A 15,089-nucleotide genomic window follows, 5' to 3' on the forward strand; every position below is an offset into this window, starting at 1 on the left:
CCACAGGGGTATTTGGTGAACACACCGCGTCCATGCGGTCCTGATCCCCTCCGTGCGGGCGCGGCATTGGCACGCATCAACGAGGACGCGGGAGGCGATGTGGCGGAAAAGCACGCAACCGGTGCCATGGGAGCCGCGGGCAGGGCACCAGCGGCCGACAAGGCGGACGCGATACGCAATGTCGTCTTGGTCGGCCATTCAGGATCGGGCAAGACGACCCTCGTCGAGCAACTTCTGGCCGTCACCGGCACGATCCAGCGCGCCGGCCGGGTGGAGGACGGCAACACCGTCAGCGACTTCGACGAGGTCGAGGTCCGCCAGCAGCGCTCGGTCAACCTCGCGCTGGCACCCCTCACGCACAACGACATCAAGATCAACCTGCTGGACACCCCCGGCTACGCCGACTTCGTCGGAGACCTGCGCGCCGGGCTGCGCGCCGCCGACGCCGCGCTGTTCGTCGTGTCCGCCTGCGACGGCATCGACGGCCTGACGCAGATGCTGTGGGAGGAATGCACCCGGGTCGGCATGCCCAGAGCCGTCGTGATCACCAAGATCGACCACCAGCGGGCCGACTTCGACGAGGTGCTCGCCTCCTGCCAGGACGTCTTCGGCGACGGCGTCGCCCCCCTCTACCTGCCAGTGATCACCAACGGGCACGTGAACGGCCTGATCGGGCTGCTGACGCAGAAGTTCTACAACTACGCCACCGGCACCCGCACGGAGAAGGACCCCGGAGCGGAGTACGAGAGCCAGATCGAGGACTATCGAGGCGTCCTGATCGAGGGCATCATCCAGGAGAGCGAGGACGAGTCGCTCATGGAGCGCTACCTCGAGGGTGAGGACATAGGCACCGACGTCCTCATCGACGACCTGGAGAAGGCCGTCGCCAGAGGCAGCTTCTACCCCGTGCTCTGCACCGGCCTCGGCGTGGGCGCCACCGAACTGCTCGAACTCATCACCCAGGGTTTCCCCTCCCCGCTCGAACATCCCATGCCCGAGATCACCAGCCTCGACGGCAAGCCGGTCCAGGGCATCACATGCGACCCCGACGGCCCCCTGGTCGCCGAGGTCGTCAAGACGACCAGCGACCCGTACGTGGGCCGCATCAGCCTGGTCCGCGTCTTCTCCGGCACGCTGCGCCCCGACATGACCGTGCACGTCTCCGGGCACGGCCTGGCCGACCGCGGGCACGAGGACCACGACCTCGACGAACGCATCGGAGCTCTGACCGGTCCCCTCGGCAAGCAGCAGCGCGGCGCCGCCAAGGGCATGGCCGGCGACATCCTGGCCGTGGCCAAGCTGTCGAGGGCCGAGACCGGCGACACGCTCTCCGACGTGGACCGGCCCCTGCTCATGACCTCCTGGACGATGCCGGAGCCGCTGCTGCCGGTCGCGATCCGGGCCAAGTCGAAGGCCGACGAGGACAAGCTCTCCCAGGCGCTGGGCCGGCTGGTGGCCGAAGACCCGACGCTGCGCCTGGAGAACAACGCCGAGACCCGGCAGCTCGTCCTGTGGTGCATGGGCGAGGCCCACACCGACGTGCTGCTGGACCGGCTGTCCAAACGCCACGGCGTCGAGGTCGAGCGGGTCGAGCTGCGAGTGCCGCTGCGCGAGACGTTCGGCGGCAGGTGCCAGGCGATGGGCCGCAACGTCAAGCAGACCGGCGGCCACGGCCAGTACGCCATCTGCCACCTCGAGGTCGAGCCGCTGCCGTCCGGCGGCGGGTTCGAGTTCGTCGACAAGATCGTCGGCGGGGTGGTGCCCAGGCAGTTCATCCCGTCGGTCGAGAAGGGCGTGCGGGCGCAGATGGAGCGGGGCGTCGTCGCCGGCTACCCGATGGTGGACGTGCGCGTCACCCTGTACGACGGCAAGGCGCACTCGGTGGACTCCTCCGACATGGCCTTCCAGATCGCCGGCCAGCTCGCGCTGAAGGAGGCCGCCGCCAAGGTGCCGACGCTGCTGCTGGAGCCGGTCGACGAGCTGTCGGTGCTGGTCGCCGACGAGCACGTCGGCTCGGTGATGTCCGACCTGTCCTCACGCCGCGGACGGGTGCTGGGCACCGAGCCGGTGGGCACGGGACGCACGCTGGTCAAGGCCGAGGTCCCCGAGCTGGAGATCACCCGCTACGCCATCGACCTGCGATCCATGTCGCACGGCACCGGCACCTTCCAGCGCACGTTCCTGCGATACGAGCCGTTGCCGACGCACCTGGCCGGCAAGGTCACCGAGACGGACTGACCGTGACGGAGCCGGGAGGTCGTCCCTCCCGGCCCATCACTACCATTTCATCACAAAAGTATCACGAGTCGATTTCCCTTTTCCGTCCAGAGCATAAGGGCGCTGATGCCACACTGGGTGGCATTATGCGAACCGGACGCCCACTCCTAGCCGTTGCCGCCCTCGCGATCGTCTCCACCGGTGCCGCCTACGCCTTCGGCCCCGGCGCTGACCGGAGCACGGCGGCCGCCACGGCCAAGAAGAAGACGACCGAGACGGTGGAGACCGCCGCCTGCACCGCCGACGCCCGATTTCCCAAGCGGCAACTGCGCGGCGTGTGGATCGCCACCGTGCAGAACATCGACTGGCCGTCCCGCAAGGGCCTGGCGATCGACCGCCAGAAGGCCGAGTACGTCAAGCTGCTCGACGCCGCCGTAAAGCGCCGGCTCAACGCGGTGTTCGTCCAGGTGCGGCCCGCCGCGGACGCGGTCTACAGGTCCCCGCTCGAGCCGTGGTCTCAGTTCCTCACCGGCACCGCGGGCAAGGACCCGGGCTGGGACCCGCTGCCGTTCCTCATCCAGGAGTCGCACAAGCGCGGCATGGAGTTTCACGCCTGGTTCAACCCGTACCGGGCCTCCTACGACGCGAACATCGCCAAGCTCCCCGCGAACCATCCCGCGCGCCGGCATCCGGGCTGGACCGTCAAGTACGGTGATCGCCTCTACTTCAACCCCGGCCTGCCGCAGGTCCGCGAGCACGTCAACAAGGTCGTCACCGACGTGGTGAAGCGATACGACATCGACGGCGTGCACTTCGACGACTACTTCTACCCCTATCCGGTGGCCGGGGCCACGTTCAACGACTCCGCCGCCTTTACAAAGTATGGCAAGGGCAAGAAGCTCGCCGACTGGCGCCGCGAGAACGTCAACAAGCTCATCGCCGAGATCGACGAGACGGTCCACGCCACCAAGCAGCACGTCAAGTTCGGCGTCAGCCCGTTCGGCATCTGGCGCAACAAGTCGAACGACCCGAAGGGCTCCAACACCTCGGGCATGTCCGCCTACGACTCGATCTACGCCGACGCCCGCGCCTGGATCAAGTCCGGCACCGTCGACTACGTCCTCCCCCAGCTCTACTGGTCTCGCGAGCACAAGCTGGCCGGCTACAAGGCGCTCGCGTCCTGGTGGTCCGGCGCCGTCAAGGGGACCGACGTCCAGCTCTACATCGGCCAGGCCCTCTACCGGGTCGGCGCCAAGGACGAGCCCGCCTGGACCAAGCCCGGCGAGCTGTCGGCCCACCTGACGATCAACCGCGCCTTCAAGCAGATCGACGGGGACGTCTACTTCAGCGGCAAGAACCTGCTGACCAACCCGCTGGGCGCCATCGACCAGGTCGCCAGGACGCACTACAGCCGTCCGGCCCTGCTGCCCCTGATGCCGGCCCGTGGCGACCAGGCCCCGGCCAAGCCCTCCGACGTCAAGGCCGCCGGCACCGCCGTGACGTGGACGGCCTCGCCGGGAGCGCGCTCGTACGCCGTCTACCGGGTGCCGAAGTCGGGCCAGGACTGCCACACCACCGACGCCCGCAACCTGGTCGCCGTGGTCAACGGCCCGGCGTTCACCGCCAAGTCCCCGGGCACCTACCTGGTGACGTCTCTGGACCGGCTGCACAACGAGAGCAAGGCGGTCAAGGTCAAGGCGGGCGGGGCGTAGGTCCTCTCCGAGGTCACTTCCAGGCGTCGGCGAGCATCTGGCGGGTGTCGCGCAGGAGCTGCGGCAGCACCTTGGTCTGCGCGACCACCGGCATGAAGTTGGTGTCGCCGCCCCACCTCGGCACCACGTGCTGGTGCAGGTGGGCGGCGATGCCGGCGCCCGCCACGTGGCCCAGGTTCATGCCGACGTTGAAGCCCTGCGCCCCGCTGGCCGCGCGCAGGGCCCGCACCGCCCGCTGGGTGAACTCGCCCAGCTCCACGAGCTCGGCGGCGTCGAGCTCGTCGTAGTCCGACACGTGCCGGTAGGGCACCACCATCAGGTGCCCCGAGTTGTAGGGGTAGAGGTTGAGCACCGCGTACACGACCTCGCCCCTGGCGACGACCAGGCCCTCCTCGTCGGTCATCTTGGGGATCGCGTCGAACGGGCAGCCGTCGTCCGGCCCTGATCCCGTCGGCTTGTTCTCGCCCTTGATGTAGGCCATGCGATGCGGGGTCCACAGACGCTGGAAGTTGTCGGGCTCCCCGGCTCCTGCCTGATCGTGCATATCTAGCAGCATAGGGCCACAGGTCGGCGGACAAACGGGGTGCTCATCCGGCACAATCCAGACACGCCCGAAGGAGGCTGACATGAGCGACGCCCTAGCCGAGCACACCGCCCCGACCGAGCCCCCCGCTGAGCATCCCGAGACCCCCGAACCCGCCGACGACACCCTCACGCACACGCACAACGGCTCCGCCGAACCGGCCACGCCGTACGGAGAGCTGTCGCCGACCTCCCACACCGCCGTCGTCAAGGGCCGGATCAAGGTGGCCGACGAGGTGGTGGAGAAGGTCGCCGCGCTGGCCACCCTGGAGGTGGCCGGCGTCGCCGACATGGGCGGCGACCTCGCGCGCGCCTTCGAGTCCGTACGCGACCGCATCGGCATCGGATCCCGGCGCGGCAACCAGGGGGTCAGCGCCCAGATCCAGGACCGCCAGGTGGGCATCGACCTCACGATCGTGGTCGAGTACGGCCACGTGGTGATGGAGGTCGCCTCGGAGGTCAAGGCCAACGTCGCCCGGAGCGTGAGCCGGATGCTGGGCATGCGGGTCGTGGAGGTGAACGTGACGGTCGACGACGTCCGCCTCCCGGGCGAGGGCAGGCCGGACGGCGAGGCTCAGGAGGAGGAGCCGTTCTGAACTGAGCGACCGCTCCACCGGCAGCCGGCGCCTGGCCCAGCGCACGTGGCCCGGGGCCCCGGGCCTCGGGCCTCGGCCGCCCCGGCTCACTTCAGCCGGGTCATCTGCGAGTCGTAGCCGCCACCGCCCGGGTACACCCACGCGCCGGAGACCGAGTCGCCGTCAGGGGCGAACGTGCCCCTGTAGTAGGCGGGCGAGCCCTTCTCGCCGCCCCAGATGGTGAGCGTGTCGCCGTCGAGCTCGTACACGTAGTCGAAGGTGTTGCCCTGGCTGTCGTAGTAGCGGGACTTGATGTCCTCGCTGGGCTTGTCCGCGCCGAAGGGCCGCTCCCGGCCGATCATCTCCACACCCTTGACCTGCTGGCCGTACTGCTCCATGTCGACGTCCTGGACCAGGAAGAAGCCGCCGTCGAGCCAGCGGTAGGTGACGGTGCCCTCGGTGCCGCCGGTCACCCGCCAGGTGCCCACGAGCCGGTCCAGGGCCCTGATCTGGGCGTCGGGCTGTGCGTCGGGCTGGGCGTACTCGGTCATGGTGATCGTCCCTTTCGTTCGTCGTCGTGGTTACACCCGTATGACCGGAGGGCGCGGCGAAAGGAATCGGTCCAGCGGCGAGAAATCGTAAATTTCCTGTTTTCGCTGGTCAGAGCACCTCGGGGAGGCCGAAGGCGGGGAGTACGTCCGGGCCGAACGTGGTGATCTCCACGATCAGGCCCTCCTCGATGCGCACCACGTCGAGGTTGACGGCCGTGAAGGAGGTCTCGCCGTCGCGCCGGACGTAGTTGGCCACGGCGGGCCGCCGGTTGGCGGAGGTGAGGATCGAGCGCCACTCGCCCCACGCCTGCGGCCCTTCCAAGACCGGACGCCACATGTCGAGGATCGCCTCGCGCCCGGCATAGAGCAGGACGGCGGGCGGCATCGCCTGGCGGGCGTCCTCGCGGAGCAGCGCGGCCAGGGCCACGAGGTCGCCCTCCTCCGAGGCGCGCATGTAACGCCGCAGGACCGCCTTCTCCTCATCGCTGGGCTCGGTGGCCGGGCTCCACTGCGAGCGCTGCTCGGGCAGGTGGAGGCGGAGCGTCGCCCGGGCCCGCTGCAGCGCGCTCTTGACCGCCGTCACGCTCAGCTCCAGCGCCCCGGCGGTCTCCGTGGCCGGCCAGCCGGCCACATCGCGCAGGATGAGCACCGCCCGCTGGCGCGCCGGCAGGTGCTGGATGGCCGCCAGGTAGGCCAGCTCGATCGTCTCCCTGGCGACGGCGACCGCGTCGGGCTCCCCCTCACCGGGCCCGGCCAGGTCGAGCAGCCGATCCGGGTAGGGCTGCAGCCAGGGCACCTCCGCCAGCGCCGACCGGTCGGCGCCCTGCATGGTCATCACCACCTCGCGCGAGCGGGCCGGCCCTGACAGGGCGTCGAGGCACACGTTGGTGGCGATCCGGTAGAGCCACGCCCTGAACGTCGAGCGTCCCTCGAACGTCTCACGCCTGCGCCACGCCCGCAGCAGCGCCTCCTGCACCATGTCCTCGGCATCGGTGTAGGAGCCGAGCATCCGGTAGCAGTGCACCTGCAGCTCGTGCCGGTGGCGCTCGGCGAGCTCGGCGAACCCCGCCTGGTCACCGGCCCGGATCAGCGCGGCCACCTCGTCGCCCTCGCCCTCCTGGATCGACGCGGTGACCTCGCCGCCTTCGCCCGCCCGTGATGCCCGCTGTGGCCCTGTCACCGCACCTGCTCCCCCGGCTCGCCGTCTTCGCCGGTCATCGTAGACCTGGAGACCGACGGATTCCGCGCATGCCCGGTTTAGGGTGAAGGGCATGGCGGATCACCTGGAACCCATGCCGACCGACTGGCAGCGCGCCCTGGCCGTGGTGGCGCACCCGGACGACCTCGAATACGGCTGCGCGGCGGCCGTGGCCACCTGGACCGGCGAGGGCCGCGAGGTCTCCTATCTCATCGCCACGCGCGGCGAGGCGGGCATCGACACCCTCGAACCCGCCAAGGCGGCCCCGGTCCGCGAGCAGGAGGAGCGCGCCAGCGCCGCGGTCGTCGGCGTGACCACCGTGGAGTTCCTCGACCACGCCGACGGGGTGATCGAGTACGGCACCGCGCTGCGCCGCGACCTCGCGGCCGCCATCCGCAGGCACCGCCCCGAGCTGCTGATCACCTTGAACTTCGACGACACCTGGGGCGGCACGGCCTGGAACACCCCCGACCACAGGGCGGTGGGCAGGGCCACGATGGACGCCGCCGCCGACGCTGGAAATAGGTGGATATTTCCGGATACCGATGCTGAGCCGTGGGGCGGCGTCCGCTGGGTCGCCGTCGCGGGCAGCGACTCCCCCACCCACGCCGTCGACGTCACCGGCGGGCTGGAGGCGGGCGTGCGATCCCTCACCGAGCACCGCGCCTACATCGAGGCCCTCACCGACGAGGACCCGCGGACCTACGCCCGCACCCTCGTCGAAGGCTTCGCCCACGAGGCGGCGGGCAGCTTCGGCGGCCGCCCCGCCGTCACCTTCCGCCTCTTCCCGCGCTGACCGGCGAGGCTCCAGGCCCGAAGGGGGCTCGGCGGAAGCCGGGAGCCCGCCTCGAAGCGGCCGGAGCCGGGGAGCAGCGCGAAGAGCCCGGCACAGGCCGCCTTGAAAGCCATGGAAAGCCCGGCACGAGGAGGCGGGAACCGGACTCCCCGACTCAAGCGCGCATCGGAAGTCGTGCCCCGGTCAACGGCGACCGGGGGCACCGATCAGACCTGGACCCGGCGCTCGACGGAGTCGACGATCTCGGCGACGGCCTCGTCCACCGGGACGCCGTTCTTCTGCTCGCCGTTGCGGTAGCGGAAGGACACCGCGCCGTTGGCGATGTCGTCGTCGCCCGCGAGGATCATGAACGGGACCTTGGACTTCTGCGCGTTGCGGATCTTCTTCTGCATGCGGTCGTCGGCCGTGTCGACCTCGACCCGGATGCCGCGCTCGCGCAGCCGCTTGGCGACGTCCTGCAGATAGGGCGCGTGGGCGTCGGCGATCGGGATGCCGACGACCTGCACCGGGGCCAGCCACGGAGGGAAGGCGCCGGCGTAGTGCTCGACCAGCACGCCGAGGAAGCGCTCGATCGAGCCGAACAGCGCACGGTGGATCATGACCGGCGTCTGGCGGCTGCCGTCGGCGGCCTGGTATTCGAGCTCGAACCGCTTGGGCTGGTTGAGGTCGAGCTGGATGGTGGACAGCTGCCAGGTGCGGCCGATCGCGTCCTTGGCCTGCACCGAGATCTTGGGGCCGTAGAAGGCCGCGCCGCCCGGGTCGTCGACCAGATCCAGTCCCGACTCCTCGGCCGTCTGGCGCAGCGCCTCGGTGGCCTCGTCCCAGTCGGCCGGGTCGCCGATGAACTTGTCGGAGTCGTCACGGGTGGACAGCTCCAGGTAGAACTCGGACAGGCCGAAGTCGCGCAGCACGCTGAGCACGAAGGTGAGCAGGCTCTTGATCTCGCCGACCATCTGCTCTCTGGTGCAGTAGATGTGCGAGTCGTCCTGCGTCATGCCGCGCACCCGGGTCAGGCCGTGGACCACGCCCGACTTCTCGTAGCGGTAGACGGAGCCGAACTCGCACAGCCGCAGCGGCAGCTCACGGTAGGAGCGCCCGCGCGCCCGGAAGATCAGGTTGTGCATCGGGCAGTTCATGGGCTTGACGCGGTATTCGATCCCCTCCAGCTCGAAGGGGGGGAACATGTCCTCGGCATACCACGGCAGGTGACCGGAGGTCTCGAACAGCGTCGACTTGGTGATGTGCGGGGTGTTGACGAACTCGTAGCCCGCCTCGCCCTGCCGCCTGCGCATGTAATCTTCCATCTCCTTGCGGATGATCCCGCCCTTGGGATGGAAGACCGGCAGGCCGCTGCCCAGCTCGGCCGGGAAGCTGAAGAGGTCCAGCTCGGCGCCGAGCTTGCGGTGGTCGCGCTTCTCCGCCTCCTCCAGCAGCTTGAGGTAGTCGTCCTGCTTGTCGCGGGACTCCCAGGCGGTGCCGTAGATGCGCTGGAGCTGCGGGTTCTTCTCGCTGCCTCGCCAGTAGGCGCCGCCGGAGCGCATGAGCTTGAACGCGGGGATGGACCGGGTCGACGGCACGTGCGGGCCGCGGCACAGGTCCTTCCAGCGCAGGTCGCCGGTCTTGGCGTCGAGGTTGTCGTAGATGGTCAGCTCGCCCGCGCCGACCTCCACCGACTCCTCGTTCTCGGCGCCGCCCTTGAGCCCGATGAGCTCGAGCTTGTAGGGCTCGTCGGCGAGCTCCCGGCGTGCCTCGTCGTCGGTGACGGCGCGGCGGGAGAAGAGCTGGTCCTGCTTGACGATCTCGCGCATGCGCTTCTCGATGCGCTTGAGGTCGTCGGGGTGGAAGGCCTCGGCGACGTCGAAGTCGTAGTAGAAGCCGTTCTCGACCGGCGGGCCGATGCCGAGCCTGGCCTCGGGGAACAGCTCCTGGACCGCCTGGGCCATGACGTGGGCGGTGGAGTGGCGGACGATGGCCCTGCCCTCGTCGCTGCCGACCTCGATGGGCTCGACCACGTCGCCCTCGGCCAGCGGCCGGGCCAGGTCGCGCGGCTCGCCGTTGACCCTGGCCGCGATGACGGTGCGGCCGTCGGCCTCCATCGCCTCGCCGGCCGTCGTGCCGGCCGCGACCACACGCTCGGCTCCGGCGAGGGTGATGCGTAGCTCGGCTGACACGATGACTCCCTTGGATAGCGCTCAAGATGGTGGATCTCGATGCTATCGCGGGTCGTACCCCAGCCTGGTCAGCTGCTGGCGGGTCCCGTGGAAGACGTTGCGGTCGACGGGGGTGTTGGAGTGCTGGTGGATCGTCCAGTCGTGCCACGGCCTGGGCACCACGGGCCTGCCGCGCGGGCTGTGCGGGCTGGCGATCCAGAGCGGGTATTCGCCCAGGCCGGCGCAGTTGCCCGCGCCGGCGAAGGATTGGTAGGTGTAGACGAACGGGCGCACGCCCGCGCGCCGCTCGACCACGCGGCACCAGCGGCGCGCGTAGCGGGCGACCTCCTGGGGCCGCAGGCCGTCGGCGGTCTCCATGTCGATCGCGACCAGGTCGCCGCGGCGCAGTCCGCCCGCCGACGCGATGGTGCGCAGGAAGTGGCGCGCGTGCTCGGCGGGGTCGCCCTTGGGGCGGGCGAAGTGGTAGGCGCCGCAGACGATCCAGCTCTCGCGCATGCCTTCCCAGTTGCGCGCGAACCACCTGTCGGTGTAGTCGCCCCCTTCGGTGGCCTTGGCGAAGGCGAACGCGACCCCTGCTCGGGCGTGATCGCCCCAGTCGACGGAGCCCTGCCAGTTGGACACGTCTATGCCGTGCAGCAAGCCCTTCACCGTGCCGGAGTTTATGGCGAGGCGTACCGGTCAGCTCTTCGACGCGCCGAGGACCACCTCGCGAGTGCGCTCGCGGTCGCCGAAGATCGCGGCCACGAAGTCGGTGGCGCCGGCTTCGGCGAGTCCCTCGATCTGTGCCCTGACGGCGGACTCGTCGCCGACGATCGCCACGTCGCCCGGCCCGGCCGCGCCCTCCCGGTCCAGCATGGCGCGGTAGGAGGGGAGCTGGCCGTACACCGCGAAGATCTCGTTGGCGCGTGCCCTGGCGGCGTCGGGGTCGTCGGTGACGCTGACGGGCAGCGTGCAGACGATGCGCGGGCGCTCACGGCCGGCCTCGGCGGCGGCGGCGTTGATGGTGGGCGCGATGTGCTCGGCGACGGTCTTGGGGCCGGTCATCCACAGGACGGTGCCGTCGGCCACGGTGCCTGCCAGCTTGAGCATGCGCGGGCCGAGCGCGGCGACGAGCACCGGGAAGCCCGCGCCCGGCGTGGTGAGCCTCAGGTTGGCCTTGAGGGTGTCGCCGGTGTACTTGACCTGCTCGCCGCGGGAGGCGGGGACGAGGACGTCCAGATACTCCTTCATGTGCCTGGCCGGCCTGTCGAAGCTGTAGCCGTACATGTTCTCGATCACGATCTGGTGCGAGAGCCCGATGCCGAGCGCCAGCCGCCCGCCGAGGGCGGCGTTTACGGTCATCGCCTGCTGGGCGAGCACGGCCGGGTGGCGCGGGTAGGTGGGCACGACGCCGGTGCCGAGCTCGATGGCGTGGCCGCGTCCCGCGACCGCCAGCGTGGTCAGAGCGTCGAGCCCGAAGATGTTCGACATCCAGGCCGAGTCGAAGCCGTCGTCGACCGCCTGGGCGATCCTGTCGCTCAGCTCGGCGAAAGGATCCTGGCCGGAGGGCTCGTTGAGCATCAGTCCGAATCGCATCGCTCTAGAACTCCATTCTGTTTGGCTCAGGCGAGTGTAACCCCGATCACTCCGGTGGCGAGCGGGTGTCGCCCCGGTCGCCGGGACGAGGATTTGTAAAGTGGTCGTATGACCGACGAACGCGCGGGACAGCCCGCTCAGCCCGCCGACCTGGTCGACGTGCCCAGGCTGGTGACGGCCTACTACGCGCTGCACCCGGACCCCGGCGAGGTGGCCCAGCGGGTGGCGTTCGGCACGTCGGGGCACCGCGGTTCGTCGTCGAAGACGGCGTTCAACGAGGACCACATCCTCGCCACCAGCCAGGCCATCTGCGAATACCGGCAGACGCAGGGCACCGACGGGCCGCTGTTCCTGGGCATCGACACGCACGCGCTGTCGGAGCCCGCGCGGGTGTCGGCGCTCGAGGTGTTCGCCGCCAACGGGGTGCGGGTGCTGATCGACTCGCGCGACGGCTACACGCCGACGCCCGCGGTGTCGCTCGCGATCCTCACCCACAACCGGGGCCGCACGACCGGCCTGGCCGACGGCGTGGTGATCACGCCGTCGCACAACCCGCCGGCCGACGGCGGCTTCAAGTACAACCCGCCGCACGGCGGCCCCGCCGGCACCGACGCCACCACGTGGATCCAGGACCGCGCCAACGAGCTGCTGGCCAAGCGCCTGGAGGGGGTGCGGCGGGTCTCCTACGCCAAGGCCCTGGACCTGGCCGAGCGCTACGACTTCATGGGCTCGTACGTGGACGACCTGCCGTCCGTCGTGGACCTCGACGCGATCCGGGCCTCCGGGGTGCGGATCGGCGCCGACCCGCTGGGCGGCGCGAGCGTCGCCTACTGGGGGGAGATCGCCGAGCGCCACCGCCTCGACCTGACCGTGGTCAATCCGCTGGTGGATCCGACGTGGCGGTTCATGACGCTCGACTGGGACGGCAAGATCCGGATGGACTGCTCGTCGCCGTACGCCATGGCCTCACTCATCGCGAATCGGGATAAATACGATATTTCCACGGGAAACGATGCTGACGCGGACCGGCACGGCGTCGTCACCCCCGACGGCGGCCTGATGAACCCCAACCACTACCTGGCCGTGGCCATCTCCTACCTGTACGAGCACCGCGACGGCTGGCCCGGCGACGCCGGGGTGGGCAAGACGATGGTCAGCAGCATGATCATCGACCGGGTCGCCGAGTCGCTCGGGCGGCGCCTGCACGAGGTGCCGGTGGGCTTCAAGTGGTTCGTGCCGGGCCTGCTCGACGGCTCGCTCGGGTTCGGCGGCGAGGAGAGCGCGGGCGCGGCGTTCCTGCGCCGCGACGGCTCGGCCTGGACGACGGACAAGGACGGGATCATCCTGGCGCTGCTGGCCTCGGAGATCCAGGCCGTCACCGGACGCTCGCCCAGCGAGCACTACCGCTCACTGACCGCCAAGTACGGCGAGCCCGCCTACGCCCGGGTGGACGCTCCGGCGACGCGGGAGGAGAAGGCGGTGCTGGGCAAGCTCTCCGCCGACCAGGTGACCGCCTCCAGTCTGGCCGGCGAGCCGATCACCTCGGTGCAGATCTCGGCTCCCGGCAACGGCGCCGCCCTGGGCGGGGTCAAGGTCTCGACCGCGAGCGCCTGGTTCGCCGCGCGCCCATCGGGCACCGAGGACGTCTACAAGATCTACGCGGAGTCGTTCAAGGGCCCTGACCACCTGGCCGAGGTCCAGCAGGAGGCGCGCCGTCTGGTCTCCTCGGCCCTGGGGTGAGCTCGCGGGCCGCCTCGGCGTGGACGCGGGTGCGGCCCAGGTCGGCCCGGCGGCCGGCCGCGACGCCGTCGCCGTAGCCCGTGCCGCTGGTGCGGGGCACGCTGAGGCGGATGCGCGGGTAGGCCGCCGCCACCGCGCGCTCGACCTCGGCGTGCCGGTCCGCCAGCACCAGCGCGGTGCCCGCCACCGGCGCGGCGGCCTCGGCGGCGGCTTCGGCCTCGCGCAGCAGCCGGTAGACCTCGTCGGTGAAGCCCAGCAGCCACGACCGCCTGTAGGCCCGCACGGCCGGCAGGCCGGGCGGCAGCCGCACCCGCGACAGGCCTGAGGCCATCTGCAGCAGCAGCGACGTGGCCAGCAGCTCGGCCCGCTCCAGATCGGCGGCGAACCCGAACACGTGCACCCGCTGCCCGCCGTCGCCCCGCCCGATGAGCAGCGGGCGGCAGCGCAGGGCCTGGGCGACCAGGCTGACCAGACGCGCCTTCTCCCTGGCCCAGGGACCTGGCAGGGTGACGATCCGGTCGCCGGGAGCCTGGCGGGGCCGCTCCGGATCGAGGGAGTCGATGCCGTACTTGGCCATGAGCGCGGACGCCGCCGCCATGAAGGCAGCCCGCTCGTGCTCGTTGTCCGTGCGCTCGGCCTTGGCCAGCAGTTTCCTGACCCGTTCGAGCGTGCGTTCGCGCACCCCGCTCCCCCGCTTTTAGGACTTGGTCAGCACCCGCCCGTCGTCGGCGATGGCCGGGAAGGCGCCGGTGTCGACGATTCCGTGCTGCTGGTAGAGCGCCTCGATGAGGGCGTGCGCCCGTGGCTCCAGCTTCCACAGGGAACGATACTCGCGGGCGGTGGCCAGCGAGAGGCCGATCTCCTGCGCGATGTCGACCGTGCGCGGCACGATGCCCTTGGCGATCTGCCGGTCCCAGAACTCGCGGGCCGCCCTCATCAGCGCCGCCCGTTGCGCGGTGTCGACGACCTGCGGGGTGGTGTCGAGCACCTCGTCCTCGTCCTCCTCGTCCACGAGCTCGGCCAGCGCCGGCGGCAGCGCGGGGCGGGCGGGCACGGGGTGATGGTCGGCACGCGGCTCCCACGGCACGCGCGGGTCGGCGTCGATGAGGGCGGAGGTGTTGTAGAGGGCGGCGATCTGGGCGAGCAGGGCCTCCTGGCGGGCCGTGTCGACGGCCAGGCCGGTGTGCTCGACGGCCTGGTCCATGGCCTTGTCCAGCTTGGCCAGCGCGGCGCGGACCTTCCTGTCGGAGGCGCCGCCCTCGCGCAGCGCCTTGGCCCGCTTGGCGGCCAGCGCGACGCGGGTGAGCCTGCGGTGCGCGTCGACCTCGCTGGCCGTGCGGTCGCTCACCTCGGCCACGCCCAGCCTGACCAGCAGCCGTTCGGGGGTCAGGCGCCAGTTGATCCGGCCGGTGCCGCGGATGCGGTGGCGCTCGATGGCCATGCCGCGCTCCCACAGCCAGGCGGCGACCAGCGGCGCGGCGAGCCTGAACACCGCCTCGGGCAGGCTGCGCGCGTCCATGCTGGACAGCACCGCGGTCAGGCACGTCAGCGCCCACACCGCGATGCCGTCGATGCCGGCGGAGAAGTTCTCGCGCATGTTGCGGCGGGCCCGCACGGCGGAGGTGATGATGGCCACTTCGATGAAGGCGAACAGCAACAGCCGGAGCGGGCCGTCGAGGCCCAGCACGTCACCGGAGAAGCGCCACATGCCCTGCGCGGAGACGCCGGTCGCGATGGACGCGGCGACGACGGTCAGCACGTCCTCGATGGGGCGCGCCGCGACGTAGCGGGCGACCAGCCAGGCCAGGGCGCGCCAGGCGACCCTGAGCACCAGGTAGGCCAGCACCAGCCCGGCCAGGCTCAACAGCGTGATGACCCCGGTCGCGAGCGGCTTGTCCGTGATGAAGGCAGTGATTTCCTCGAATGTGGGCATCAGTCACTATCCGTGAGGCTCAGTCTCGTGTGCTAAACG

Annotated in this window: 13 protein-coding genes; 5 read left to right on the forward strand and 8 right to left on the reverse strand. The window is 70.5% G+C overall.

Translation table 11 applies throughout. The features are described 5' to 3' along the window. Positions 1–99 precede the first annotated feature (99 nt). Both V5E28_RS32885 and V5E28_RS32890 read left to right on the forward strand, forming a co-directional pair. The gene (locus V5E28_RS32885) at positions 100–2,238 is read left to right on the forward strand and encodes an elongation factor G-like protein EF-G2 (RefSeq protein ID WP_442945904.1); all 2,139 of its coding nucleotides are present in this window, start codon (positions 100–102) and stop codon (positions 2,236–2,238) included. A gap of 125 nt (positions 2,239–2,363) precedes the next feature. After that, complete coding sequence (locus V5E28_RS32890) at positions 2,364–3,929, forward strand: glycoside hydrolase family 10 protein (RefSeq protein WP_336212756.1); 1,566 nt, start codon at positions 2,364–2,366, stop codon at positions 3,927–3,929. Positions 3,930–3,942: 13 nt separating this feature from the next. Here the strand turns inward: V5E28_RS32890 and V5E28_RS32895 are convergent, their stop codons facing one another. Further along, on the reverse strand, positions 3,943–4,473 hold the full coding sequence (locus V5E28_RS32895) for an HIT family protein (RefSeq protein WP_336212758.1): 531 nt from the start codon (positions 4,471–4,473) through the stop codon (positions 3,943–3,945). Positions 4,474–4,555: 82 nt separating this feature from the next. Between V5E28_RS32895 and V5E28_RS32900 the strand changes: the two genes are divergently transcribed. Continuing rightward, positions 4,556–5,107: an Asp23/Gls24 family envelope stress response protein gene (locus tag V5E28_RS32900; RefSeq protein WP_336212760.1), complete on the forward strand. Its 552-nt coding sequence runs from the start codon at positions 4,556–4,558 to the stop codon at positions 5,105–5,107. 86 nt (positions 5,108–5,193) lie between these two features. Here V5E28_RS32900 and V5E28_RS32905 read toward each other — a convergent pair whose 3' ends face one another. Further along, the gene (locus tag V5E28_RS32905) at positions 5,194–5,637 is read right to left on the reverse strand and encodes a hypothetical protein (protein WP_336212761.1); all 444 of its coding nucleotides are present in this window, start codon (positions 5,635–5,637) and stop codon (positions 5,194–5,196) included. A 109-nt stretch (positions 5,638–5,746) separates the two neighbouring features. After that, on the reverse strand, positions 5,747–6,817 hold the full coding sequence (locus V5E28_RS32910) for an RNA polymerase subunit sigma-70 (RefSeq protein WP_336212763.1): 1,071 nt from the start codon (positions 6,815–6,817) through the stop codon (positions 5,747–5,749). A 91-nt stretch (positions 6,818–6,908) separates the two neighbouring features. On the opposite strand from V5E28_RS32910, the gene V5E28_RS32915 reads away from it, so the two are divergent. Next, a complete protein-coding gene (locus V5E28_RS32915; protein WP_336212764.1) occupies positions 6,909–7,631 on the forward strand; it encodes a PIG-L deacetylase family protein in 723 nt (240 codons plus the stop codon). 206 nt (positions 7,632–7,837) lie between these two features. Here V5E28_RS32915 and thrS read toward each other — a convergent pair whose 3' ends face one another. From thrS to V5E28_RS32930, 3 genes are read right to left on the reverse strand one after another with little or no spacing between them, the layout of a single operon-like run. After that, positions 7,838–9,802, reverse strand: coding sequence for a threonine--tRNA ligase (gene thrS / locus V5E28_RS32920; protein ID WP_336212766.1), 1,965 nt, complete (start codon positions 9,800–9,802; stop codon positions 7,838–7,840). A gap of 42 nt (positions 9,803–9,844) precedes the next feature. Beyond that, a complete protein-coding gene (locus V5E28_RS32925) occupies positions 9,845–10,450 on the reverse strand; it encodes a glycoside hydrolase family 25 protein (RefSeq protein ID WP_336212767.1) in 606 nt (201 codons plus the stop codon). A gap of 30 nt (positions 10,451–10,480) precedes the next feature. Next, the gene (locus tag V5E28_RS32930) at positions 10,481–11,377 is read right to left on the reverse strand and encodes a TIGR03564 family F420-dependent LLM class oxidoreductase (RefSeq protein ID WP_336212769.1); all 897 of its coding nucleotides are present in this window, start codon (positions 11,375–11,377) and stop codon (positions 10,481–10,483) included. A gap of 108 nt (positions 11,378–11,485) precedes the next feature. Here V5E28_RS32930 and pgm point away from each other — a divergent pair, with 108 nt between their 5' ends. Continuing rightward, positions 11,486–13,117, forward strand: coding sequence for a phosphoglucomutase (alpha-D-glucose-1,6-bisphosphate-dependent) (gene pgm, locus V5E28_RS32935; RefSeq protein ID WP_336212770.1), 1,632 nt, complete (start codon positions 11,486–11,488; stop codon positions 13,115–13,117). On the opposite strand, the gene V5E28_RS32940 is transcribed toward pgm, so the two are convergent. Then, a complete protein-coding gene (locus V5E28_RS32940; protein ID WP_336212771.1) occupies positions 13,047–13,799 on the reverse strand; it encodes a DUF2786 domain-containing protein in 753 nt (250 codons plus the stop codon). The genes pgm and V5E28_RS32940 overlap by 71 nt on opposite strands. 15 nt (positions 13,800–13,814) lie before the next feature. After that, entirely contained in the window at positions 13,815–15,050 is a 1,236-nt protein-coding gene (locus V5E28_RS32945) for a hypothetical protein (RefSeq protein WP_336212773.1), read from the reverse strand. Between the last annotated feature and the right edge of the window lie 39 nt (positions 15,051–15,089).

It is taken from the genome of Nonomuraea sp. LPB2021202275-12-8 (genome assembly GCF_037044575.1).
GTDB lineage: Bacteria > Actinomycetota > Actinomycetes > Streptosporangiales > Streptosporangiaceae > Nonomuraea.

What these genes read in the sequence shown, in the direction of transcription:
- V5E28_RS32890 (WP_336212756.1), top strand. Translation starts at nt 2,364, where the DNA reads ATGCGAACCGGACGCCCACTCCTAGCCGTTGCCGCCCTCGCGATCGTC.
- V5E28_RS32895 (WP_336212758.1), bottom strand. Translation starts at nt 4,473, where the DNA reads ATGCACGATCAGGCAGGAGCCGGGGAGCCCGACAACTTCCAGCGTCTG.
- pgm (WP_336212770.1), top strand. Translation starts at nt 11,486, where the DNA reads ATGACCGACGAACGCGCGGGACAGCCCGCTCAGCCCGCCGACCTGGTC.
- V5E28_RS32905 (WP_336212761.1), bottom strand. Translation starts at nt 5,637, where the DNA reads ATGACCGAGTACGCCCAGCCCGACGCACAGCCCGACGCCCAGATCAGG.
- V5E28_RS32930 (WP_336212769.1), bottom strand. Translation starts at nt 11,377, where the DNA reads ATGCGATTCGGACTGATGCTCAACGAGCCCTCCGGCCAGGATCCTTTC.
- V5E28_RS32900 (WP_336212760.1), top strand. Translation starts at nt 4,556, where the DNA reads ATGAGCGACGCCCTAGCCGAGCACACCGCCCCGACCGAGCCCCCCGCT.
- V5E28_RS32915 (WP_336212764.1), top strand. Translation starts at nt 6,909, where the DNA reads ATGGCGGATCACCTGGAACCCATGCCGACCGACTGGCAGCGCGCCCTG.
- V5E28_RS32945 (WP_336212773.1), bottom strand. Translation starts at nt 15,050, where the DNA reads ATGCCCACATTCGAGGAAATCACTGCCTTCATCACGGACAAGCCGCTC.